Source organism: Traorella sp. mt218, assembly GCF_055420025.1.
On the sequence record NZ_JBVAYM010000004.1, the window covers coordinates 1 to 23,606 of the forward strand.

The 23,606-nt window shown below is 36.4% G+C and carries 22 protein-coding genes; 2 read left to right on the top strand and 20 right to left on the bottom strand.

Annotation, left to right across the window (positions count from 1 at the left end; genetic code table 11):
* The 16 genes from ACZYT3_RS02970 to ACZYT3_RS03045 form a co-directional block, all read right to left on the bottom strand.
* Nucleotides 1–700: glycoside hydrolase family 1 protein (locus tag ACZYT3_RS02970; protein ID WP_464087631.1), on the bottom strand; the 700-nt coding region annotated here is incomplete at its 3' end.
* A gap of 76 nt (nt 701–776) precedes the next feature.
* Nucleotides 777–1,652: an MBL fold metallo-hydrolase gene (locus ACZYT3_RS02975; protein WP_464087632.1), complete on the bottom strand. Its 876-nt coding sequence runs from the start codon at nt 1,650–1,652 to the stop codon at nt 777–779.
* Nucleotides 1,653–1,670: 18 nt separating this feature from the next.
* Nucleotides 1,671–3,095: a PTS transporter subunit EIIC gene (locus tag ACZYT3_RS02980; RefSeq protein WP_464087633.1), complete on the bottom strand. Its 1,425-nt coding sequence runs from the start codon at nt 3,093–3,095 to the stop codon at nt 1,671–1,673.
* A gap of 142 nt (nt 3,096–3,237) precedes the next feature.
* Complete coding sequence (locus ACZYT3_RS02985) at nt 3,238–4,071, bottom strand: PRD domain-containing protein (protein WP_464087634.1); 834 nt, start codon at nt 4,069–4,071, stop codon at nt 3,238–3,240.
* A gap of 14 nt (nt 4,072–4,085) precedes the next feature.
* Nucleotides 4,086–4,562 (bottom strand): PTS sugar transporter subunit IIA, encoded by a 477-nt coding sequence (locus tag ACZYT3_RS02990; RefSeq protein WP_464087635.1) that lies wholly within the window; start codon nt 4,560–4,562, stop codon nt 4,086–4,088.
* A 540-nt stretch (nt 4,563–5,102) separates the two neighbouring features.
* On the bottom strand, nt 5,103–5,876 hold the full coding sequence (locus ACZYT3_RS02995; protein ID WP_464087636.1) for an N-acyl homoserine lactonase family protein: 774 nt from the start codon (nt 5,874–5,876) through the stop codon (nt 5,103–5,105).
* A gap of 12 nt (nt 5,877–5,888) precedes the next feature.
* A complete protein-coding gene (locus ACZYT3_RS03000; RefSeq protein ID WP_328586467.1) occupies nt 5,889–7,355 on the bottom strand; it encodes a glycoside hydrolase family 1 protein in 1,467 nt (488 codons plus the stop codon).
* Nucleotides 7,356–7,369: 14 nt separating this feature from the next.
* A complete protein-coding gene (locus tag ACZYT3_RS03005; protein ID WP_464087637.1) occupies nt 7,370–8,335 on the bottom strand; it encodes a nuclear transport factor 2 family protein in 966 nt (321 codons plus the stop codon).
* Nucleotides 8,313–9,362, bottom strand: coding sequence for a nuclear transport factor 2 family protein (locus tag ACZYT3_RS03010; protein ID WP_071440998.1), 1,050 nt, complete (start codon nt 9,360–9,362; stop codon nt 8,313–8,315). Before ACZYT3_RS03010 ends, ACZYT3_RS03005 begins: the two co-directional genes overlap by 23 nt.
* Before the next feature lie 67 nt (nt 9,363–9,429).
* Nucleotides 9,430–10,692 (bottom strand): PTS sugar transporter subunit IIC, encoded by a 1,263-nt coding sequence (locus tag ACZYT3_RS03015; protein WP_464087638.1) that lies wholly within the window; start codon nt 10,690–10,692, stop codon nt 9,430–9,432.
* Nucleotides 10,693–10,711: 19 nt separating this feature from the next.
* Nucleotides 10,712–11,020, bottom strand: coding sequence for a PTS sugar transporter subunit IIB (locus tag ACZYT3_RS03020; RefSeq protein ID WP_071441000.1), 309 nt, complete (start codon nt 11,018–11,020; stop codon nt 10,712–10,714).
* The gene (locus ACZYT3_RS03025) at nt 11,013–11,336 is read right to left on the bottom strand and encodes a PTS lactose/cellobiose transporter subunit IIA (RefSeq protein WP_071441001.1); all 324 of its coding nucleotides are present in this window, start codon (nt 11,334–11,336) and stop codon (nt 11,013–11,015) included. Before ACZYT3_RS03025 ends, ACZYT3_RS03020 begins: the two co-directional genes overlap by 8 nt.
* Before the next feature lie 16 nt (nt 11,337–11,352).
* Complete coding sequence (locus tag ACZYT3_RS03030) at nt 11,353–12,030, bottom strand: PTS sugar transporter subunit IIA (protein ID WP_464087639.1); 678 nt, start codon at nt 12,028–12,030, stop codon at nt 11,353–11,355.
* Nucleotides 12,027–13,259, bottom strand: coding sequence for a BglG family transcription antiterminator (locus tag ACZYT3_RS03035; protein WP_464087640.1), 1,233 nt, complete (start codon nt 13,257–13,259; stop codon nt 12,027–12,029). The genes ACZYT3_RS03030 and ACZYT3_RS03035 overlap by 4 nt, the downstream gene beginning before the upstream one ends.
* Before the next feature lie 513 nt (nt 13,260–13,772).
* Nucleotides 13,773–14,396 carry a DUF47 domain-containing protein gene (locus ACZYT3_RS03040; protein ID WP_464087641.1) on the bottom strand — a complete coding sequence of 208 codons (624 nt, stop codon included), beginning with the start codon at nt 14,394–14,396 and terminating at the stop codon, nt 13,773–13,775.
* Nucleotides 14,397–14,414: 18 nt separating this feature from the next.
* On the bottom strand, nt 14,415–15,467 hold the full coding sequence (locus ACZYT3_RS03045) for an inorganic phosphate transporter (protein ID WP_294561696.1): 1,053 nt from the start codon (nt 15,465–15,467) through the stop codon (nt 14,415–14,417).
* Between the two features lie 350 nt (nt 15,468–15,817).
* Between ACZYT3_RS03045 and ACZYT3_RS03050 the strand changes: the two genes are divergently transcribed.
* Nucleotides 15,818–16,447, top strand: coding sequence for a DUF4230 domain-containing protein (locus ACZYT3_RS03050; protein ID WP_464087642.1), 630 nt, complete (start codon nt 15,818–15,820; stop codon nt 16,445–16,447).
* A gap of 69 nt (nt 16,448–16,516) precedes the next feature.
* Here ACZYT3_RS03050 and ACZYT3_RS03055 read toward each other — a convergent pair whose 3' ends face one another.
* Both ACZYT3_RS03055 and ACZYT3_RS03060 read right to left on the bottom strand, forming a co-directional pair.
* Complete coding sequence (locus ACZYT3_RS03055; RefSeq protein WP_464087643.1) at nt 16,517–18,160, bottom strand: ABC transporter ATP-binding protein; 1,644 nt, start codon at nt 18,158–18,160, stop codon at nt 16,517–16,519.
* An 80-nt stretch (nt 18,161–18,240) separates the two neighbouring features.
* Nucleotides 18,241–20,067, bottom strand: a complete 1,827-nt coding sequence (locus tag ACZYT3_RS03060) for an ABC transporter ATP-binding protein (protein WP_464087644.1) — start codon at nt 20,065–20,067, stop codon at nt 18,241–18,243.
* Between the two features lie 171 nt (nt 20,068–20,238).
* On the opposite strand from ACZYT3_RS03060, the gene ACZYT3_RS03065 reads away from it, so the two are divergent.
* Nucleotides 20,239–20,706 carry an NUDIX hydrolase gene (locus ACZYT3_RS03065; protein ID WP_464087645.1) on the top strand — a complete coding sequence of 156 codons (468 nt, stop codon included), beginning with the start codon at nt 20,239–20,241 and terminating at the stop codon, nt 20,704–20,706.
* 157 nt (nt 20,707–20,863) lie between these two features.
* Here the strand turns inward: ACZYT3_RS03065 and miaA are convergent, their stop codons facing one another.
* Both miaA and mutL read right to left on the bottom strand, forming a co-directional pair.
* Nucleotides 20,864–21,772, bottom strand: a complete 909-nt coding sequence (miaA, locus tag ACZYT3_RS03070; RefSeq protein WP_464087646.1) for a tRNA (adenosine(37)-N6)-dimethylallyltransferase MiaA — start codon at nt 21,770–21,772, stop codon at nt 20,864–20,866.
* Nucleotides 21,773–21,782: 10 nt separating this feature from the next.
* Entirely contained in the window at nt 21,783–23,597 is a 1,815-nt protein-coding gene (gene mutL, locus ACZYT3_RS03075; protein ID WP_464087647.1) for a DNA mismatch repair endonuclease MutL, read from the bottom strand.
* Between the last annotated feature and the right edge of the window lie 9 nt (nt 23,598–23,606).

A 23,606-nucleotide genomic window follows, 5' to 3' on the forward strand; every position in this document is an offset into this window, starting at 1 on the left:
CCGGATCGATCTCATGCGCCATCCTTACTGCCAAAGCACTGGCGATAAACTGATGATGCAATCCCTGGAAACGATTCTGAGGAACATCTTTCTGATCCATGAACTCCATCGTTTTGATCTCATTTAAAATACCCTGACTTAAAAAGCCTCCCATCTTTCCCGTTGCGGAATTGATCTCATTAAAGGTCAGCCAGTATTTTACCTTACCTTTGTACCGGGTAAAGATGGCCCTGCAGTATCTCAGATAACACTCGATCATCCTGCGATCTGCCCATCCATTCCATTTCTTGGTCAGACCAAAAGGTACTTCATAATGTGAAATGGTAATCATTGGCTCAATATTATATTTCAAACATTCATCGATCAAACCTTCATAAAACTTTAGTCCGGCTTCATTTGCTTCCTCTTCATCACCATTTGGGAAGATCCTTGTCCATGCAATCGAAAAACGATACATTTTGAAACCCATTTGCGCAAATAATGCAATATCTTCCTTATAGCGATGATAATGATCGATCGCATCATGACTTGGATAAAAGGTTGCTTCCTCCAAAACAGGCGTGATTCTCTTGCTTTGAGTCGCTGTTCCTCCTGTACAGATATCAGGACAGGAAATTCCTTTACCTCCTTCCTGCCATGCACCCTCGCACTGATTGGCTGCTGTTGCACCGCCCCAATAAAATCCTTTTGGAAAACTCATCTTTTAATTCCTCCTTAACTCCGCCGAAAGACGATACCGTTTCTAGTATCGTCATTTTATTTACTCTACTTCCTTATTAATCAAGACTTGTTAATTTATAAGCTATGCTTACACTATCATAATCTTCATAGCGACCTCCGTTTAAATAATACTCATACCCATCACCATCTGCTTCGTGTCTTTCGATTGATTTTGACACATCGATGTTTTCGGCGCACTCGATAAGTTTATCAATAAAAAATGGTTCAAGTGGCCTAAAACCATGCTGGCGATGACCGTGAGCAGCAATAATCCAATCAAAATCACTGGCATATGTTTTCAGTTTTTTCAGGCCATTGATAAAATCTGAAATTTTCATACCTCCCACATGCAAAACGGAGGCATGCCTTAAGACCGCATCACCAACGTATAATCTTCTGTATTTGATATCTAAAAAACAATAGCCACCCGGTGTATGACCAGGAATATGAATGGCTTTAATTTCGCTATCGCCTAAATCAAACAACATTCCATCCTTTAAATATTCAATACTGAAAGTAATCTTTGCATTAGCAAAATTATCGAAATATTCTTTAGTTGAAAAATGGTGAATATCCGCAGTTGCCGAAGCATATGTCTTCATTTCTTCATAAAAGATTTCTTTTTCCTTTTCATATAAGAAAAGATTCTTCATCATTTGTTCGTCTTCTTTTCCGATATAAACCTTATCAAATTGATAATTTGCAGCTACATGATCATCATGTCCGTGAGTATTAATGACAAAATACTCTTTGTTTTGACAAATCTCATCAACTAGTTTTCTTAGATCACCACTAGCGCAACCGGTATCAACTAACATACATTTTTTACTTCCGATAATTAAATAACTGCTACATGCATCATTATCCATTATTCGATATGTATTATCATAAATCTTTCTAACTTCATAACCATATTTTTTAAATGTTTCCATGCATAGTTTCCTCCCTTTTTATTCTACCGATTTAACATCATTGGCATCAATACCAAAAAGATAAGTTAAGATACCGGATACTAACATGGCCAAAATGGCACATGATCCACCAATAATAAGATTCATTGAAGTTCCCCCAGCAAAACCAAGAATGGCAAATAATCCCGAGTGTGCTACTGGCGAATAGCAAGAAATATTAAATAAAGCTGTTAATGCTCCTCCAATTGCACCACCAATGCACATGAATCCAAAGCTCTTCTTATAACGAATACCTACGCCATAAATACAAGGTTCTGATATACCTCCTATAGCTAGCGTGATGAAGTCGGTTAAACACATTCCACTTTCGTCGCCCTTTTTTAATCGCATTAATTTCAAAAAAGCTCCAAAGGCAATACCCATAAGGGCGAAGAAAGCACAAATTACACCAGGAAAAATAACACTGTCAATACCTGCTTCAGTAAACATACCAAGTGCTAAAACATACACAGGAGCATGGATTCCAAACAAAACTAAAACGATCCACAAGCCACCAATTATCGTCGTAACTAAGAAACTTGCAATAGCTCCCTTTGAAGCTAGCCATGTAATAACGCTTAAAATACCAGTGCCGATCCACGAACCAATAGGTCCTATAACACATAAAACAATAGGTAACATAATAAGCAAAGTTAATAAAGGTGAAAAAATTGGTGATATTATTTTAGGCATATATCTTTTGAAAAACCTTTCGATATACGACATAATCCATACCACCATAAAAATAGGAATAATGGTGCTGGAATAATTAACTAGGGTCATTGGGATCCCATAAACTGTAAATGCTGTACCATTTGTTACCATTTCAATTAATGTTGGATGAATCATCACACCGCCAATCAGTGCACCTAAATAGGGAGATGCTTTAAAGGTTTTTGCCGAACTAAACCCCATGTATATTGGCAAGAAATAAAAACCAGCATTACCAACAAAAGTAAATAGCTTATAAAGATCACTTTCAGCCGAAATGACATTAAGTTGAGTTGGACCAAGCACATTGACAATCAACATTACAAATGATGCTGGAATAATAACGTCGCAGACAGGAATAATACTTTTAGATAAGGGATCAATTATTCTAGTAATAATATTTTCTTTATTACTATTATTGTTGATGTCGAGATTCTCATCAATAGCTGCCTCTGGTTTTAAACCATGCTTAGCGCAAATCATTTTATAAACTATCGGAACATCTGTACCAATAATTACCTGAAGTTGCTCACCAAGCCACTGTGTGCCAATCACATCTTTTAATTTTTTAATCGAATCAATTTTAACTAATCCTTTATCTTTCACATTAAAACGTAATCGTGTAATACAGTGTGTAAAATAAGATATATTTTCTTTCCCACCAACTAAATCAACTACCTTTGTAGCTAATTCATCATAATTCTTCTTTGCCATAACTATCTCCTTTCTCTTATAGCTTTTATCTGCAAACAATGGCTGCGCACTTCCATTGGTTTTGCCTAAAATAAAAACCCCAAACCAAAACTAAATAATGAATGAACCATTCATTACTTAGCTTTATGTCAGGGGTAAAGCCCTACTGGTAACAATCCTCTCGAGCACAAAGTCTATTCATATGTAACATCAGATAAATACATTCTTCATCGCTTAGATCCCAATTCAGCTGATCCTTTAAATACTCTCTTACGTGCTGTGTACATTCATATGTTTTGGGATATGCATTTACAAGCGATTCATATAACTTCTGATTTTCACTTTTCACCATTTCATTCTTCTTACCTCTTTTTAAAAGATAGTGCATATGAGAAACAAAACGTGAATAGTTAAAACCTGTTTTATCGATCTTGATCTGGAAATCTTTTTCGATGATTTCACAAATATCATCAATCACTTCTTCATCCATTTTTTCCTGTTTGTTATTCTTATTCATTGATTCCGCATTGATGATATGCAAGGCAATATATGCAGCTTCCTCTTTTGGAAGAAATACCTTTAAAGTCTTTCTAATCAAGGTTAATGCATATTCACCAATCTCCATCTCTGTATCAAATAAATACTCAATATCATGAACGATGGACAGCTTTATATTCATATTTTCCTTATATCGCTGAATCGCAAAATTAATATGATCCGCTAAGGTGATCACAATATTAGAACTTACAGGATTTTCCAGTTTCATTCTTGCGTAATTGATGATCTTATCAGAAATATCCAAAATATCTTCAGGAATATCATTGATCATATTGATATAGGTAGGATCAATACCATAATATGTACGTTGAATCTTATCCAAATCCACCTCATAGGGTGGTTTTGTGAAACCTATTCCTTTTCCAAAAGCCACCACTTCATTGTTATTGCTATCTAAACATAATGAAACATTATTATTGATATTTTTAATAACCTTCATGGCAGCTCCTTTCTTTATTTCTTTTTAACTTTAAGAACTCTACTGCTTACTTCTTTATCACCATATTCATCTAATTCAATAACATAATCTGAACTTGTGATTACCATTGGCATCGTCAGATCAACCTTATTTTCTTTCATGAACGCTCGGTCAAGACGAACAAGTGGATCATGAGCCTTCACCTTATCATGCTCTTTTACCAGCACTTCAAACCCTTTCCCATTCAAATTCACGGTATCTAAACCAATATGGATCAGAATTTCTGCACCGTTTTCTGCTTTGATACCAATTGCATGTCGGGTATTTGCGATTAAGATGATCTCACCTTTACAAGGTGCATAGATTGTATCTCCATCAAATACAAAAGCACATCCATCGCCCATCATCTTTTCAGAAAATACCGGATCATTAACTTCGCTTAAAGGAATCATCTTTCCTTTGACCGGAGAATACAATTCAGATTCAACAACCTTTTTAAATAAGTTAAACATACTTCCTCCTAAAATAAAAACTCTCCAAGTCACACCTTAAAAAACATATCGCTATGTTATGAAAGGTAAAGCCTCAAAGAGTAACAATCCTTTTTATCTACATCCTTATCTTAATGGTTCCGCTTACATTTGTCAAGAGTTTTATAATAAAGTTTTAAACAAAAATCATTCAATTATTAAAGCGAATAAATACAGTTTTATGTAATATTTTTTTTTGGGAATTTCTAACATTTCATGCATATTAAATAGTAGGTGGCATAAGTAGGAGAGAGAAAATATGACACCTGCATTTATTTGTTTGGGTGGTTTGCAGTTGAACTTTTTGTTCATTATTCTCTTCCAGTTATACTATGAAAATAGGCTAGATGTGAAAGAATGCCTTCGTTTGACTGTTCTGTATATCAGAACAGCTAAACGTTAATAGGTTGTGACCTCTCCCTCCAAACGAAACCCCAGTGTTTAGGCCACTGGGGTTTTTATTTATTTGGGGTATTTACATGTTATCATCTTCGCTCAAAATTATCTATAATTTCAAATTTTTTATTCATAATAATCGGGAGCTTTTTTTAATGTCATAAACTGTTCTATATCATGTGAAAATATGATTTTAGCGTTTAACCTCTCTTGTAGATTTCTAACCTTTTCAATTGATTCATAATATTTTTCTAAGTTGTATTGACTATATTGCGGCATGGCCGGTGGTCCATAATTCAAGTGTGTATCAACTGCATCACTTGGAAAAAGCAAAGTACCCTCTTTTTCTAAATGAACGATCATCCCTAATAGACCTTTGCTGTGTCCCGGAAGATTAATCAATTGAATATGATCATGGATCTTTATATCTTCTTTTACTAAATGAATCTTTTCGATATTTAGATGAGCATACTTATACGCTCCTTTAGGCTTTTGATGATTGTCCAAAGCCTCTTTGACATAATCATACTCATCTTGTGCTATATAAAATTCTGCACTCTTAAATATGTCCATATTGCCGCAATGATCATCATGAAAATGAGATAATATAACTTTATCAATGTCAGTTGGTTCAAGATGGAGACTCTTTAACTGATTGATCAGCAATTGTTCTTCTCTGTAATAATACGGACAGCGGATGCTTCGATCATATTCATTTGGATTCTGTCCTGTATCAAATAAGATCTTTTCATTTCCCGTATCGATCAAAACACAATATACCGGTATCTTGATCCATCTGCTTGTTGCTTCGCGATTGGTCTTTGTCTTATAACTATTCAGACAAACGATCCAGTTTTCATCACATTCCATCCAGCCATTATCTAGGATATAGAGTTTCATATATTCTATTCATCAACCAAGGTCTTCGCCATTGCTTTCAATCACTTTTTTATACCAGTAAAATGAATCTTTTTTATAGCGATCATAAGTACCGTTACCTTGATCATCAGCATCTACATAAATAAAACCGTATCTTTTTTTCATTTCTCCTGTTGAATGTGAAACAATATCAATTGGACCCCAGGTCGTATAGCCAATAAGATCTACACCATCTTCCACAGCCTTTTTCATTGCGATGATATGTTCTCTCAGATATTCAATCCGATATTCATCATGGATCGAACCATCTTCTTCTACCTTATCATAGGCACCTAAACCATTTTCAGTAATCATCAGCGGACGCTGATAGCGATCATACATCACTTCTAAATAATACTGTAAACCTGTTGGGTCCATGGCCCATCCCCAGTCCGAATATTCCAAATAAGGATTTCTTTCACCTAATGCCATGTTTCCGCCAACCTGATCTTTTGTTTTATGACTTGAAACATTATTCGACATATAATAAGAAAATGTATAGATATCCACTTTTCCTTGCGCTAAAGCTTCAATATCCTCTTGTGTGATATCAAGTGTGATGTGGTGTTTCTTCCATAACCGCTGTGCATAAACAGGATATTTTCCAAAACATTGTACATCTCCGCAATAAAAAATGCTTTCTTCCCACTTATGACGATTTAAAAGGATATCTTTAGGATCACAGGTATGCGGATAATAAGTGATTCCGCAGATCATACAGCCAATTTTATTTAAAGGATCAATATCATGGCCGATCTTTACTGCCTTTGCACTTGCGACAAACTGATAATGAAGGTGCTGGTATGCCTTTTGATATTCTTCTTCTGTCGCATCTTCTCTTCTTAATAAGTGATTTAAGGTATTGTTGATCTCATTAAATGTCAACCAGTATCTGACCAGTCCCTTATATTCTTCAAAACAGGTTTTCGCATACTTCACAAATAAATCAATGGTCCTGCGGTCTTTCCATCCATGGTATTTTTCTTCTAAATAAGCAGGGGTATCAAAATGCCACAAGGTAACTAAAGGTTCTATATCGTATTTTCTTAATTCCTTAAATACATTGCGATAAAATTCAACACCTTTTGGATTTGGCTGATCTTCAAGTCCTGTCGGATATAAGCGTGACCATGAAATAGACATACGGAATGTTTTAAACCCCATCTCATGAAATAACGCAATATCTTCTTTATAGCGATGATAGAAATCAATGCCTTTTTGATTTGGATAATCATATCCCTCTAAAACAGCATAATGACCTCCCATGACATCCACTTCATCTGCCCGGTTGACAGCATGAGGATTTCCGTCACGATCGACAAAAGTAATAAGTCGTGGTGTATGAAGCGCAGCTGCTGTTGTCACATCAATGACGCTCATACCTCTGCCATCAACATTCCAAGCTCCTTCTGCCTGGCTGGCACTAATAGCACCACCCCATAAAAAATCTTTTTTAAACATACTGATTCCTTTCATTAGATACAAAGTGTCTTGTAAGATACTTTCTGGAATTTAGAAACAGCTTTATGATCTGCACTTGATACGATCCAGTCTTCTTTTTTCACCAGTTTTAATTTCCATTGTTCATTATAATATGGCTGATAGACATTGTTAGAGAATAGATGTTTATAACCTAACTTAGTCGGTTCAAACATTTCTAAGGTTACTTCAGCTTCATCACCATCCACCTTTACATCAATGATGCGACAGCTGTGATGGCTCTGATATTCACGATCGTCGATATGATTCACCAGATTCATGATACTGACTCTTGTACGCGTATCTTCGCTGATTCCCATTCCCTGCCGGGTTGCATCACGATAGGAATAGATACCATCCTCTGTGACATATTGCTTGAATAAATCACTTTGACGGGTATCTACCAGTAACATAAATTCATAGATTCTGCGGATGATATTTTGTTGTTCATCTGTTTTTTCATACGTTCTTATTTCATCTAAAAGAACCTTTCTCGGATCATGTTTCGTTTCATCATACAAATGCCACTGCCAATTCTTTTTTGCCCAATAAGTATTGCCCATCTGTGCTTCTAAATCAAAAGATACTGCCTTGATCTTATCATTTTCCACGATAAATTTATATTTACCGCCATAAACCAATGGAAATACCTGTCCGTTTACTGAGCTAGTCGCAGACGCTACATTATAAGAAGAATATTCTTTGATAAGAAAATGGAAAACATTACAAATGACAACCGATGTATCTTCTTTTTTATAATCAATCAGATTACTTAAAATATTATATCGATATGTAAAATCTTCATTTAAAGCCAACGCTTTCTTTACCTCTTCTTTTCCGCTTATACTTCCCAATGTCGAATAATCAATGGTTATTTCCGTATCCAAAAGATCATCCAATAAATCTGACTCATTCATGATATAGGAATCAAAGAATTTCTTAACCAATGAAACAGCTGTCATCACAGTCACCTCCTATAATATATTCATCAAAGGATACGATATCATCTTCCATAGGAATAAAACGCATTTTCTCTACCGGTTCAAAACCAGCCTGTATCTTATATAATTTCCATACACCATCTATTTTTTTCGCATAGATCTTATGTGCTTCTGTCGTGACCATGGAATGAATGTTTTCTCTCGTATATACCTTATCTCTTAAACGGTGTTCCTCACCTCTTGGCATCCATGCGATGGCTGTATCTCCTGTAATGACACAGCTTCCCATACGGTTGGCATGTTCCATATTCGGTTCTTTGTGCTGTTTATATTTTAAGAAATTGACATAATTGCGTTTGCCCGGTTCTTCAGTAAACTGCCACATATCTTCTGTTGCGACACTTAATGGCAAGTTGAAATCACCGCGGTCAAATCCAAATGTCTTCTTAAACTGCAATTCAAAAATCTGTTCGACATCTGACTGTGGTTCGCAGTCTTCCGGAATCACGGTCCATGGATTATCCAGTTCAGATACGATGACAGGTACATGTCCTGAATAGAGATCCGGACTGATCAGATTCCATTTACCCATTACAAAGCCGTTATTATCATCACCATAGCATAGATCAAAGCGAATATGACTGATACGCCAGCCCTTTTCTGTTTTTACATATGAATTACAATAAACTCCTCCGAAAGTAAACGGGAAGATATTGACACCATCATCAATGGCCATGATGCTTTGGATATAAGCACTTTGCTGACCGAATCCCTCTTTATTGCTTCTTGCGACAAAGCTCCAGATCGTTGATTTCTTGACATTGCATTCAGGTCCCGGCCATTTCAACATTTTTTTAATGGCTTCAATACCAACCGCTTTTCCAACCGTACTGTATTCTGCAATACAATCCTCTGTCAGAATTTCATCAAATACATCTAATTCATCACTACGCAGTGCATCCACCAGTTTCGCAAATAATACATACATGGCTTTTCTGTTTTCACCGGTATAATAATTCAAATATTTATCAAGATATTTTTCGTTCATGAATATTTACTCCTTTACAAATGAAGGATAAGCTTTCACTTATCCTTCTTATTAACAATCATCACATCTAAGCAGCTTCTGCTTCGCTCCTATTTTCTTCTTCTGCATAGCGACGATCGGCAATTTTGAAGAATGGATAATAAATCGCAGTGTCCATGGCAATCATGACAAATGTCAGCACTACTCCTTGCCATCCTAAACCTGCCAGATATACACGAATCGGTGTCGGCAAAGCCCAAGAAGATATGACACCATTTGAAATCGGAAGGAATCCTATCAAAGTCGTAACATAGGCAAGCACACAGTTTAAGATTGGTGCCAAAAGGAATGGAATTAACATGATCGGATTCATCATGATCGGGAAACCATAAAGTACCGGTTCATTGATATTGAATATAGCCGGAATGAATGAAACTCGACTGACAGCCTTGACACGCTCGCTCTTGGCAAACAGCATACAGATCTGTAAACCAAAGAAACATCCAAAACCACCAACGGCATAATAAGCACGATAAATTTCCGTAACCATATTGGTTGGCTGAGCTCCTGCTGTTACTGCTGCCAGGTTTTCTGCAGCGGCAGCCGTTAAGAATGGAAGCCACAGATTTGTCAAAGCTGTTGAGTGAACACCTACAAAGTTAACAAGCACACCGCAAACGATACATAGGATAAAGCTTGGCAGCGTTGCCGCAACACTTGTAAACGGACGTTGGATCAATGTATAGAACGCAGTGATCACATTGCCCCATTCCGTTAAAGAGAAGGCCCATTCAACGATACCGGATAGCAGCAGGACAACCAGTGTCGGTACCAATGCCGCAAAGGTCCGTTCGATCATAGGTGGTACACCGGAAGGCATCTTTAAATAAAAGCCTTTGTCAATGAGCCATTTTGATAACATCGGAATCAAGACACCAATGATCATCGCAACGAATAAGCCCTGAGCTCCCATACCTGAAGTAGCAATGCTTCCGGCTGTGAATCCCTGTAAGATAATGAAGGACATAACTGCAAGAATACAGTTAGTAAACTCATCGCTGTCGATCTGTTTCGACATAGAATAAGCGATGGCAACAGCTGCGATCAAACCCATCAATCCGTTTGACAATGTTCCCAATGTCAAGGAAATATGATAGATCGGTGTTGTTTGTAACCATGCCAATACTTCCTCATTTGGGAAATATGCAATCAAGGTACCAAATGATCCGATCATTAAAATCGGGAAGGTAGCCATGACACCGTCACCAATTGCTGTCAGCCATTTAATATTTTTTATTTTGATCGTAATTGGCACTAACGTCTTATTAATTAATTCAATAATTTTTTCCATTTTTTTCTCCTTTCTTCTTTTACTTGTTCACAGCAGAAACGATCTCTTTAAGGACTTTTTTGCTATTCAGCAATGCAAAGTCACTTGGATCTAAGATATGCATGATACCTGCCTGCTCCGGATATTTTTTCTGTAATTCATTGATACGATATCCAACCTGTGGACCCAGTAAGACATAATCCACTGATTTGATATACTTATCAATATCCGTGATGCTATGTGCTTCGATCTGAAGATCGACATTTTGTTTCTTAGCTTCTTTTCTAACAGCCTCTTCCATCATTGAAGTACTGATACCATACTCACAAACCAGCATTACATTAATCATGTTTTTCCCTCCTTTCTAACATATGAATCATTTCATATACTAAATCTCTCATGCTCATCGTATTCATGACCTGATCCATAGCATGAATCAACAGCACTGAGATATTACTGCCCGGCGCACTGGGATCCGAACTGTTTTGAAACAATATCTCTGTCTGTGCCTGATGACACTTCACAATATCTTTGTCGCTTTCATCTACCAATTGAAGTCCCTCTTCATACTTTCGATCACCGGCTAAGCGCATCGCCTCTATCAGCTTCATCCTGCCTGCTCCGGCATAGCTGATCATGGTCATGATCTTCTCTTCTGTACTCATAAAATTACCTCCTGATTTATAACACCGCAGCTTTTAACTCTTCTATAAACTGCTTGAATGTCTTACACTTTGCAATCGTATCTAATAGATGCTCTTTCTCAATCAGCAAAAGCAAGATATTACTGATCTCTTTATGAAGATACAAATTACCTTTTCTTAGATTGATCAAAAAGATAACACGTACTTCTCTGTTTTCCCAAAAGAAGGGTTTCTCAAATACCGCAACGCTGATCGAATCTTTTTTTGCTTCAAAAACCATCGGATGAGGTCCTGCAACACCATTCTTATATATTGTCGCAAAACGATTTTCTCTTTCTAACACCAGCTCTGTGAAATGATCATTGGCATATCCCTTTTTAATGGCATCATCACCCATATGAACCAGCATTTTCTTATAATCCCTGATTCCGTCTACATAAAACAAGTCTTCATGGAACAAATCCCAGATATCACGAATAGTCGTTGTTATCTGATTCTCTTTCGCACGCATCATGATGATTTCTTCGATCCTTGCGATTTCATTCTCATCCAGCCACTCCTTGATGAAGATAACAGGAACATCCTTATATTCTTCTTCCAACGGAATCGTTGTTAAGATAAGATCATAACTGTGATAATCCGTTTCCTTCATATTATTCACAGCAATCGTCGATATCGATGCATGAGGGAAGATCGATTTCAGCTTAATTTTCAACAGCTGTGCAGATCCTCCACCGGTTCCGCAGATAACAAGTATCTTTTTATATGCTCTTTTTTGCTATTTTTCATCCTTTCAAAATGAGTAGCAAAATGAAGGGCAATATAGCCAATTTCATCTTTTGAAAGCTTAAAGTTATATTTTTTCTCGATCAGATCGCTAAATCTCATCGCTAACAGAAAAACATTTGCATATTCACTATATACCTTATCAATAAGCGGATTAGTCAGCTGAATATTGTGATACATTCGATTGATCAGTGGCAGAACATGAATGATCAAGGCATTCAGCAACAATTCATCATCTTTCGTATTTGTCAGAAATTCTTCATCAATTTCGTTCAAGATATCTTTGATTCCATCTGTAATTTCTTCTTTTTGATCAGAAATCATCTTATCCGAAAACGTCTTGCCGGAAATATGAGCTGCCAGCAAATCAACCTCTTTTGGATCAATGACAATCGGATATCTTTCTTGTAACCAGTCGATAATCTGTTGAGCAATCTCTGTAAAGCATGGTTCAACCGGATATGAATCAAACTGATTGATATATTTTTTCTGTTTTGATCGATAAAGAAGTATCAGGATATGTTCTACGATATTTGCTAATGAAGCATCTGTGACTTCTAGCGAATATTTCTTTAAAAGCTCTTTAAACTTTTCAGTAACTTCATCAACATCAATCTCTTTAATAAACTCAAAATATCCTTTTACAGGTTGTATATAAGCTGAATTACAAATCACATATTTTGAAAAAGCTTTTCTTATATCCTGTTCATTTCCAATAACCCTTATTCCATAACCACTCCTTTTCTCTAATTGAAGATTGCTCTCGTTGATCTTTTTCTCAACTTCCTTAAAATCTCGAATAACTGTTGCTTTGGAAACATCAAGAAGATTACTTAAATATTCATATGTAATATATTCATTTGACTGCAATAAGATATAAAGCATCAATGATACCCGCTTATCGGCATCCAGACCTTCCGTCGGCAGATAGTTTTCTTTTGTAAGAAACTTTTCATATTTTTCTTTATCCCAAACATCCAGATGATACCCCCTTTCACGTATTGTCTGAATCGTAAATCCATGATATTTCCCAATTGCATTTGCTTTGGATTTCAGATTACGAAGAGTACTTTCAGAAATATGCAGTTCTCTTTCTAAATCACTTCTGGATATAATGGATTTATCTTCTAACTTTGATAACAATGTATATAATTTCATAATGTTTTCCTCTGTAAATAATTATAAAAAAAAAGAATATTTGTACAATATTCAAATTAATCGTTAAAATTGCTAATTATGATAACAGCCTTCAGGTTCTTTTTGTCTTTGATAATAAATAAAGAATCTGAACATAAAAGCATAAGGGTATAAATTTATTTTGATAAATCATTTTTTATTTTTTTTACTTTTTTTGGGAATTTTCGTCTTTTTGCGCATATATAATAGTAGGCAGCATAGAAAGGGAGGGAAAATTTATGATGCCTGTATTTATATTGTGGAGGAGTCATTGTTGGGTTTTGAAACCATCATCATTCTCCAGTTATTATATGAGAATATAATAGCTTTGAATGAATGTCTTCGACTGATTCATTTACGATTCAGATAAGACTCTGACTCTTCCCTCCCAAAGTGAAACCCCAGTGTAGTAGCACTGGGGTTTCTTTATATTGTGGAGTTTCATCCACCCATATTCTATCATATCCTTTTTTTATTGTCTATGATTTTATGTAATTAAATATTGTTCATGACGACACTTTCTACGACAATTGCGACATGTTCAATGGAGTCACAGCTTTTTTCAAAGCGATCCATGGCTTCTGTCCATGTTAATAATTCAATTGGATCCTTTGATGTTGAAAACAAATTATGAACGCTTCCGGTATATAATTTATCTCCTTCTTCTTCAAGATCATTGATCTCAATGATATATTTCTGTAATTGGGTTGATTTTTTATAATTCGGAAATTCTGCCATCATTTTCTTTAACGCTTCACAGCTCTTAACGATGATATTGGCAAATTCTTTAGCTTCCGGACGAATCTCGGAAATACAGAAAATATGCATTTTGATCAAAACATCTTCGATCGTATCCGATACATTTTCAATCACATTAAACAAATGATTGATATCTTCTCTTTCAATAGGTGTAATAAATTCTTTTGTCAGGCGATCCATCATCTCATGTTTGGTACTGTCAGCCTTTGTTTCAATTTCATGCATTTCTTTGATTTTTTCACCCATCTTGGATAAATCGAAATGATTGACATAATCATTCAATAAATCAGCAGCCTGTTTTGAATAATCGGCTAATTCCATAAATGCTTCGAAGTAACAGTTATTTTTTTTATTTGACATTTTCTTTACCTTCCTTTTTTAAAATATCCACATAAATACCTGTGCCATGATATATCCGATCAAACCACATCCCGGAAATGTCAATATCCACGTCCAGACCATTTCCTTCACAATGCCCCAGTCTACGGCGCTTAGCCTTTTTGCGGCCGCTACACCCATGATAGCTGTATTTTTAGTATGCGTCGTACTCACCGGAATACCTGTTACAGAAGCTATCAAAAGACAGCCTGCTGCGGCCATATCTGCTGAGAAGCCCTGATATTTCTCCAGCCTGACCATATCCATTCCCACTGCTTTGATAATTTTGTAACCGCCAATCGATGTTCCTAACCCCATAACTGCGGAACATAAGATCATCAGCCATACCGGAATAACAAAATTTTCGGCATTTGCCTGACCTTGAGCTAAAAACAGTCCCAACATGAAGACACCCATAAATTTCTGACCATCCTGTGCACCATGCATAAATGCCATGGCTGCACCACCTGCAATCTGTGCTTTCTGAAAAAAGCCTTGTGTCTTTCTTCGATCTATATTTCGAAAGATCAGCTCGACAAACTTCACCACGATCCATCCCATCGCAAATCCTAAGACAGATGAGAGGATCAATCCATAGATAACGCTGATCCACTCACTTCCATTAATTCCTCCAAGTCCTCCCTGAAGAGCAATCGCTGCTCCGGATAAACCTGCTATCAATGCATGAGATTCACTTGTCGGGATTCCAAAATACCATGCGGCTGTCGCCCACAATACGATTGCAAATAAAGCTGCGCACAATGCTGTCAATGCACTATGCGGATCACCGCCAAAATCAACCATGTTGTAAATGGTCTGCACGACCGTTGCATTGATCATGGTCATGACAAATACACCCAGGAAATTGAAAACAGCTGCCATCATGATTGCCTTTCGTGGTGTCATTGATCTCGTTGACACACATGTTGCAATTGCATTTGGCGCATCTGTCCAGCCATTCACCAATACGACTCCTAATGTCAGTAAGGAAATAATGATCAGCGCAGGGTTGGCAGCAAGCTGATTGAGATATTCTGTTAAGCTAATCGACATTCTTTGCTCCTTTTCTGTCATAAATATCAATGACATTCTTTCTCTTATTTTAACATATGACCCTTTAAGTATATATATATTTTGTAAAATCTAGTGAAAAAATATCTTTTGATTATGTAAATTATGAAATTATTTTTAAGTTTATGTAAATTTTATGTAAAATCAACCTAAATCTTTTATGTTTTTATATATATTTCATCACCTTTAAGTGAATGTCATCTGTATTTTATGTAAATTATATGATTTGACACTTATATAAATGTTTTATCCTAACGAAATTGTAATATTTTATTAATGTCATTTATGAAACATGATATAATTCACATGTCGATAAGAAAGGGGGATATCTCATGAAAATAACCGAAAAAATTCGCAATGCGAGAAAGACAATCTTAAGTTTACTTTTTTTAGTGCTTTTTGCTTGTTTGATTTTCTTTGCCGGCATGATGTATGCAGGTAAAAACAGTGAACCCGAAATTACTTCTACCTCGTTGACACAACAGCTTCAGGAAGTTTCAGATCTTGCGGTTTTAGAATACAATTATACCAAGGTCGGCAAATTTGAAAACTCACTTGAATTAAACGGATGGGATATTCCCTTAACCAAAAAAAGCTTTTTGCTTACATATTCAGGAACGCTTCAAGCCGGCATCGATATGAGCAAGATCGACATAATCGTAGAAGATAAAACGATCACTGTCTTGCTGCCTGATGTAGAAATAATCAGCAATGTGATCGATGAAGACAGTATTGAAGTATATGATGAAACAAAGAATATCTTTAATCCTATCAGCATCAATGATTACAAGACTTTCGCATCTAATCAAAAAACAATGGTTGAAGAAGAAGCAATTGAGAACGGGCTTTTAAGTGAAGCTGCAACACGCGCTCAAAAAGCTATTAGAAGCTTCTTAGAGATGATACCAAATATCAGAGATGATACATGTACGCTTGAGATTCAATTTAACGAGGCTTCTTAGAAGTTATTAAAAAGCTGTAAATATGTTCCTAAAACATGATTTACAGCTTTTTTTCACAATTTTTTATGTCTACAAAGCATAATTTTTTGCCTGCGTCGTAAAAAGCTTATAATAAAGGCTTTCCTTCTTTTTCATCAAATTTGTATGAGTATCAAAATCACTGATCCTGCCCCCATCAATGACCAAGATACGATCACAGAAAATCGATGATGACATGCGATGAGAAATATAGATGGCCATTCGATCCTTGGCAAGTGCATTAAAATTTTCATAGATCTCAGCTTCCGCAATCGGATCCAAGGCACTGGTCGGTTCATCTAAGATCAATAGATCTGCCGGTTTTGCCAGAGCTCTGGCAATCGCAATCTTTTGTGTCTGTCCACCTGAAAGCTCGACACCTTTCTCATCATAGGCCTTTGATAAGATCGATTGCCATTTATTCGGCAACTTCTCGATTATCTCTCCTACCCCTGTATCATAAGACAGCTCTCTTGCTTTCTCTTCATCAATATGAAAAGATATATTGTCTTTGATCGTAATCGCAAACATCTTATAATCCTGAAAAACAGTGCTGACCTTCGACATATACGATTCGTAATCATATTGTGAAACAGGAATATCATTGATCAGTATCTTACCCCTGGTAGGTTCATACAAGCGGCAGATTAATTTTACGATCGTCGTCTTACCGGCGCCATTTAAACCGACAATTGAAATTTTCTCATTCTTATGAATCGTAAAGGTGATATCATCTAAGATCAACGTATCTGTATTCGGATATGTAAAGCTGACATGATCAAAACTTATGCTTCTGATTTCCTTTAATTCTCTTTTTCCTTCATATCTTTCTTCTTGGATATCCATAAGTTCAAGAAGTGGTTTGACATATTCAATTGAGCGCATAAAATTACTGCTGACCTGAATCATATTACTGATACAGTCTGAAAAGCTTATTGCCGCCGATACCGTCAAAAAAAAATTTGAAATATTAGCTCCCGTTACAATCGTCCGTACACCTACTAACGCATATACAAAGGCCATTTGTACATAGCGTACAAGGGAGATCAATGTCTGATAAAAAGATTGTTCAAGGTTCAACGAAGTAAAATAACCGGCAACGATATTCGCAAATGCATTGAATTTATCAAACAAAAGATCAAATTGTGTATATAATCTGAAATCTTTGCCATTTTTCTCTGCGACGATCGTATCCATATAATAACCATATTTGAAATTGATCGGTAAAAGCTCATGAAAAAAACGAATCTGTGATTTCATTGATAATTTCACTAAGATTATGTTCAATAAGATTCCGATTGCCAATATGACAACCAAAATAGGATCAAACGTAAAGATGATAAGTCCAAGGCCTGCCAGAGAAAGAATATTAGATATGATCTTAAAAAAGCTGTCACATAAAAGATAAACAGTTCCCATATTATTAATACCCATCTGTACATTTTTCTTCAATTCCATATAATAAGGATCCTCAAGATAAGAAAAAGGCAGGGACATGATTTTTTCAGAAATCTTCTGGTTGATGATTTCCTGCATGATCACTCGATGAATCTCTAACAGACGTTTTGTAATTTTATTCAATAAAAGTAATATAATCTCCACAACGGTAATGAATACGACCATTTGACAGGCTTTTTCCAATTGCTTATTTTCAATGCATCCAATCAGAAGTGAGATCGTATAAGCACTAAACAATGTTTGTACATGTCACCAATGAAGAGCCCATCATGACAAAGAAATATTTTTTATGGGCCTGATATGCGAATTTCACAAATCTAGGCAAGACATTCTTTTCTTTCATCCTTCGCTTCTCCCTTCTGATAATACTGTCCTTGTACTTCAAACATATGATAATAACCTTTTTTTAGAGCCATCAGCTCTTCGTGAGTGCCATACTCCTGTAATCCGTTTTCATCAAAAAATGCAATTTTATCACAGAATTTCGTTGATGAAAGCCGATGAGAAATATAGATGGCTGTCTTATTTGAAACCAGATCATCAAAGGACTGATAAATCTCAGCTTCCGCAAGGGCATCCAAAGCACTTGTCGGTTCATCAAGGATCACGACATTGCCGTTTTTATATAAGGCACGGGCGATTGCTACCTTTTGTTTCTGTCCGCCTGAAAGATCGACGCCTTTTGGATCGATGCTTTTCACCAAGGATGTATCATAGCCATGCGGCAGGCTTTCGATTGTTTCTTCCAGCCCCACACGCTTTAGACACATCCTTCCTCTCTCTTTTGATGATTCATCCGTATCATTGCCAATCACATTCTCAAGAATGCTTCCGGCATATATTTCAAAATCCTGAAATACAGCACTGAACATTTTATAATATTCCTGTTTACAAAATTCAGATGCTTTGATTCCATTGATAAGTATTTCACCGCTTTCCGGTTCAAACAAACCACAGATAAGTTTTACGATCGTTGTTTTCCCTGCACCATTTGTACCGACAATCGCCAGCTTTTCTTTCGCATGGATCTTAAAATTAAAATCCTTAAGGATATATCTTTTTGTATTTGGATATCGGAAACTGACATTTTTAAATTCAATTTCAATCGGTGTTTCTTTATCAAAGGCCATTCTCCCTGTATTTTCACTATAATAGCTTTGATCCATCACCATTTCGAAATAAGTGCTGCTTAGCTTAAGATCTGTCATCATGATTGACAGATTTTCTGAAAAGGTACGCATGATCGTCGTAAATCCGACAACCGCTGACAGATATAAAGATACAGAAGCTAAACTCAGTTGTCCTTGAAAAAAGCCTTGGACGATCAAATAATAAGAAATTGCATCCTGGATCAAAAGAACAGCCAGCTCGAAGAATCCGATTTTTAACTTCTTATCTTCTATTTCACGAATGACCTGTACATATTGCTTCGATTTATCCTGATAGATCTTTAGAAGCGGAAATTTAAGCTCAAATACTCGTATATCTTTACCATAAGCAAAATCAGAACATGTATTATTGAAATAATTGGCCTGACGGAAAGCCCTGGCTTCGTCATCTTCTTTAGTATGTGCATAATTAGAAATCGAACGATTGATCCACGTTATCATACATGCAGCCACGATACAGATAATTCCTATCCAAATACTGAATTGACTGATCAACACAAAGAAAAGTACGATACTGACAAAATCCGCTGCCAATATACCTAACATGGAATAAACGTGCTGGAAGCCGCGGCCATCACTCTCCAAAGCCCGAAACCCTACATTTACATGATCTTGAAATCGAGAATCTTCGATATATTTATAATCAACATCATGATACAGCCTGGCACAACGATTGAACTCATTTTGGCGCAGACGGATATATTTACTGCCGGCAAAACCTCCTATCATTGTTTTTATTGAAAAACATATCACGCTCGCCATCGTCAATACAACGACCCTTATGATCAACTCCTGCTCATTCTTTGAACCTTGAATGACATCAATGATCAGCTTTGCATAGAATACTGATATGATCGGTATCATCCCTCCAAAAATTGCACTTAATGCATAACATAAATATAAATAACTCATCTTTACTTCTTTGATCAATTGAAGTTGTTTCTTCAATGTTGATAATATGCTGAACTTATTCATAGCGGTTTCCTTCTTTCTGTCCTAATTTTAAGATCCGCATAGATAAAAGTAAATAACTTAGCAGTTGAACACAACAACTCTTGGTTGTATGCATCTCAACTGTTTGTTGTTTCGAGCTTTACATTTCAATTTAACAACGTTATGATTAGGTATGCTTAAAGGAGAATAAATATGTCATCTTATATCATGGATCTACGAAAAATCGTCGGACACCGGCCTCTTCTTCAGGTTGGAGCAAGCGTCATCGTAGAAGATAAAAATAACCGGATCCTGCTTCAATTGAGAAGTGATAATCATTGCTGGGGTTATCCCGGCGGCTCTGTTGAATTAGATGAAGAAGTAGAAAGTGCTGCTAAAAGAGAACTTTTGGAAGAAACCGGATTAATGGCTCATGACTTGGAGCTGTTTGGTGTATTCAGCGGAAAAGATCTGCATTATATTTATCCAAATGGTGATGAGGTATCTAATATTGATATCGTCTTTCTATGTACCAATTATTCCGGAACCCTTACATGTCAAAAGGGTGAGGTTGATGATTTGCAATTCTTTTCAATTGAAAACATCCCTGATAATATTTCACCACCAGTAAGAAAACAGATCCAATTATGGATCAATAGTCATGAAAATAAACATTCTTGACAACATATTTCCAATATATTTCTATAAAAAAGCTCCATACCACGAAAGATATGGAGCTAAATGTTTATATCAACGGTCTTAAAATCTTGTATGCATTACTAAAGAGATCATCCAGTTTTACACTTCTACCTTTCAAAAGCTTTCTTGAATGATGCTCTTAACCTTCTATCCATTGATCTATGTCTTTGAATATATGTTGTTCATAATCCCTTTCTTCAATATCATACCAATGTACTTTCATCTGATGATTGAACCACGTATATTGCCGTTTCGCAAAATTACGGGAATTTTTTTTGATGAGTTCTACGGTTTCTTCAAGTGAGCTTTCATTTTGAAAATAATTCTTCCATTCCTTATAACCGATTCCCTGTAAGCTTTGGAGATTCCAATCAGATTCATCATGAATCAACGATTTTACTTCTTCCAAAAGACCTTCTTCCATCATCTTATCAACACGCTGGTCGATACGCTCATAGAGTGTTTCACGTGAGGCAGTGAGCCCGATCACATAGGCATCATAAATTGGCTGATGCTGTTGAGCTTCTTCCTTTTCACTTTTCTTATTTCCTAAATGAGCACGCATCAACGCTCTTTCAACTCGTTTACGATTGTTTTTATGAATCGTTTCGCATGCTTTAGGATCCACCACCTTCAACATCCCATAACATTCATCATTGCTTCTTGACTGCAGAAAGGCTTTAAAATCCTTATCCTCTTCTTCATCAGCAAACTCATAGTCATAATAAAGTGATTTGATATACAATCCTGTTCCTCCGCAAATGATCGGAAGCTTGTTATTCGAGCTGATTTCTTCAATATACTTCCGGGCTTCACTCTGAAATACTTTGACATTAAATTCATCTTTATAAGAAAAGCAATCAATCATATGATGAACGATGCCTTGCATTTCTTCAGGCTTTATTTTCGCTGTCCCGATCGTCATTTCTTTATAGACCTGCATCGAATCACCGCTGATAATTTCACTGTCATATTTCTTTGCAAGGTCAAGGCTTAATTTCGTTTTACCTACGCCTGTCGGTCCTACCAGAATGATTATTTTTTTCATAATTTCTCCCTTAACGACTGAATTCTTTGATCAGCTGTTCATCCGTTATACAAATCAAGGTCGGACGACCGTGTGGACAAGTAAAAGGCTGTTCACATTTTCTTAAATCCTCGACCACTTGCTTCATTTCATCCATATTGAGCTTACGGTTAAAACGAATGCTGGAATGACAGGCCAGTGATGCCAAAGCTGCTTTACGCAGACTCTCGGCTTGGATCTGCTGGTTTTTCTGATAATAGTCAAAAATATCCAGCATAAATTTAGTGATATCCGTATCCTTGAGCCATATCGGAACTTCACGCAATATAACCGCATCTTCACCGAAACATTCACATTTCAGCTGCATATGGGCAAGCATCTTATTGATATCTTCCAGCTGAACAAGGATGGCCGGGGATACCTTGATGATTTCAGGTATTAAAAGTGTCTGCATATCACATGGCTTAAAGATATTGTTACGCAGTACCTCATAGTGATATTTTTCCTGTGCGGCATGCTGATCGATGATATACAATCCCTTATCTCCCTGTGCAAGTATGTAGTTGCCGTGAAACTGGCCGATAACACTAAGAATCGGAAAGGATGGATTTACGGCAGGTTTCACTTCTTCCGTAAAATCCATATTTTTTTCTTCCTTTTGTGGTTCTGGAATTTCTTCCATGACATCTTTCTTTGGATCATCTATATTTTTTTCATCTTTCAAAGTATCTTCTTCGGTTTTTCGATATTCTGTAAAGCTTTCATGCACTTCTTGATGCAGCTTTGTTTCATTTGGATAGATATCAAAGGTTGGCATTTCAACCTTGATCTTTTCTCTTACCGGCTGCATTTCAGGTATTTGCAATTTATTTTTAAGTGCATTTTGAATCGTTGTATAAACTAAATTCTCTAATTGCTTTTCTTTTGATAAACGAACCTCCCATTTTGATGGGTGGACATTGACATCTAAAAGCTGCGCATCCATCGTTACATTTAAGACAACGATCGGATAGCGGTCCTGCGGCATATATGCATGATAAGCATCCTGAATGGCCTTATAGATGCGTGGATGACGAACCATACGCTGATTGATATAAACATACATATAATATTTAGTTGCCCGATTAATATTTGGCTGGATCGCATAGCCTTCAATCGTATAATCATCATCCTTGCCATAAAGAGGGATCGCTCCTTTAGCGGCCTCTCTGCCGAATATCTGAAAGATGACTTCTTGCAGATTTCCTTTTCCCCCTGTTTTAAAGGTTTCAATATGATTGTGAGTTAAAAGGAAGGATATATTTGGATATCCTAAAGCAAATTTCTGAATGACATCGCTGATCAATGAAAATTCATATTGAGTCGTTTTTAAATGTTTATAACGGGCCGGTGTCTTCGCAAATAGATTTTCGATATCGATCTGTGTCCCTTTCGGTGTTGCATATTTCTGATAGGCCACTCTTTCACCATAAAAAACCTGAATCATCGTTGATTCACTGCCATTATTAGTTTTCATCGTTACTTCACTGACAGAAGCTATCGAAGGAATGGCTTCCCCACGAAATCCTAATGAATGAATATTCCACAGATCGCTTTCTTCTTTGATCTTGCTTGTCGCATGACGTTCAAATGCCATGGCCGCATCTTCACGATCCATGCCATCTCCATCATCAATAATTGTAATTTTTGAAAGTCCTCCATCCAGAATATGTACTTCAATATGTGTCGCATGCGCATCAATAGAATTTTCTACACATTCCTTAACGATCCCCATCGGTCTTTCCACAACTTCTCCGGCAGCGATCATATTGGTGATATGCTTGCTTAATTGTCTTATTTTGGCCATAGGACCTCC

Bases quoted from the DNA above. Each gene is read 5' to 3' on its own strand.
- ACZYT3_RS02975 (WP_464087632.1), bottom strand. From the start codon at position 1,652: ATGGAAACATTTAAAAAATATGGTTATGAAGTTAGAAAGATTTATGAT.
- ACZYT3_RS02980 (WP_464087633.1), bottom strand. From the start codon at position 3,095: ATGGCAAAGAAGAATTATGATGAATTAGCTACAAAGGTAGTTGATTTA.
- ACZYT3_RS02985 (WP_464087634.1), bottom strand. From the start codon at position 4,071: ATGAAGGTTATTAAAAATATCAATAATAATGTTTCATTATGTTTAGAT.
- ACZYT3_RS02990 (WP_464087635.1), bottom strand. From the start codon at position 4,562: ATGTTTAACTTATTTAAAAAGGTTGTTGAATCTGAATTGTATTCTCCG.
- ACZYT3_RS02995 (WP_464087636.1), bottom strand. From the start codon at position 5,876: ATGAAACTCTATATCCTAGATAATGGCTGGATGGAATGTGATGAAAAC.
- ACZYT3_RS03000 (WP_328586467.1), bottom strand. From the start codon at position 7,355: ATGTTTAAAAAAGATTTTTTATGGGGTGGTGCTATTAGTGCCAGCCAG.
- ACZYT3_RS03005 (WP_464087637.1), bottom strand. From the start codon at position 8,335: ATGACAGCTGTTTCATTGGTTAAGAAATTCTTTGATTCCTATATCATG.
- ACZYT3_RS03010 (WP_071440998.1), bottom strand. From the start codon at position 9,362: ATGAACGAAAAATATCTTGATAAATATTTGAATTATTATACCGGTGAA.
- ACZYT3_RS03015 (WP_464087638.1), bottom strand. From the start codon at position 10,692: ATGGAAAAAATTATTGAATTAATTAATAAGACGTTAGTGCCAATTACG.
- ACZYT3_RS03020 (WP_071441000.1), bottom strand. From the start codon at position 11,020: ATGATTAATGTAATGCTGGTTTGTGAGTATGGTATCAGTACTTCAATG.
- ACZYT3_RS03025 (WP_071441001.1), bottom strand. From the start codon at position 11,336: ATGAGTACAGAAGAGAAGATCATGACCATGATCAGCTATGCCGGAGCA.
- ACZYT3_RS03035 (WP_464087640.1), bottom strand. From the start codon at position 13,259: ATGAAATTATATACATTGTTATCAAAGTTAGAAGATAAATCCATTATA.
- ACZYT3_RS03040 (WP_464087641.1), bottom strand. From the start codon at position 14,396: ATGTCAAATAAAAAAAATAACTGTTACTTCGAAGCATTTATGGAATTA.
- ACZYT3_RS03045 (WP_294561696.1), bottom strand. From the start codon at position 15,467: ATGTCGATTAGCTTAACAGAATATCTCAATCAGCTTGCTGCCAACCCT.
- ACZYT3_RS03050 (WP_464087642.1), top strand. From the start codon at position 15,818: ATGAAAATAACCGAAAAAATTCGCAATGCGAGAAAGACAATCTTAAGT.
- ACZYT3_RS03060 (WP_464087644.1), bottom strand. From the start codon at position 20,067: ATGAATAAGTTCAGCATATTATCAACATTGAAGAAACAACTTCAATTG.
- ACZYT3_RS03065 (WP_464087645.1), top strand. From the start codon at position 20,239: ATGTCATCTTATATCATGGATCTACGAAAAATCGTCGGACACCGGCCT.
- miaA (WP_464087646.1), bottom strand. From the start codon at position 21,772: ATGAAAAAAATAATCATTCTGGTAGGACCGACAGGCGTAGGTAAAACG.
- mutL (WP_464087647.1), bottom strand. From the start codon at position 23,597: ATGGCCAAAATAAGACAATTAAGCAAGCATATCACCAATATGATCGCT.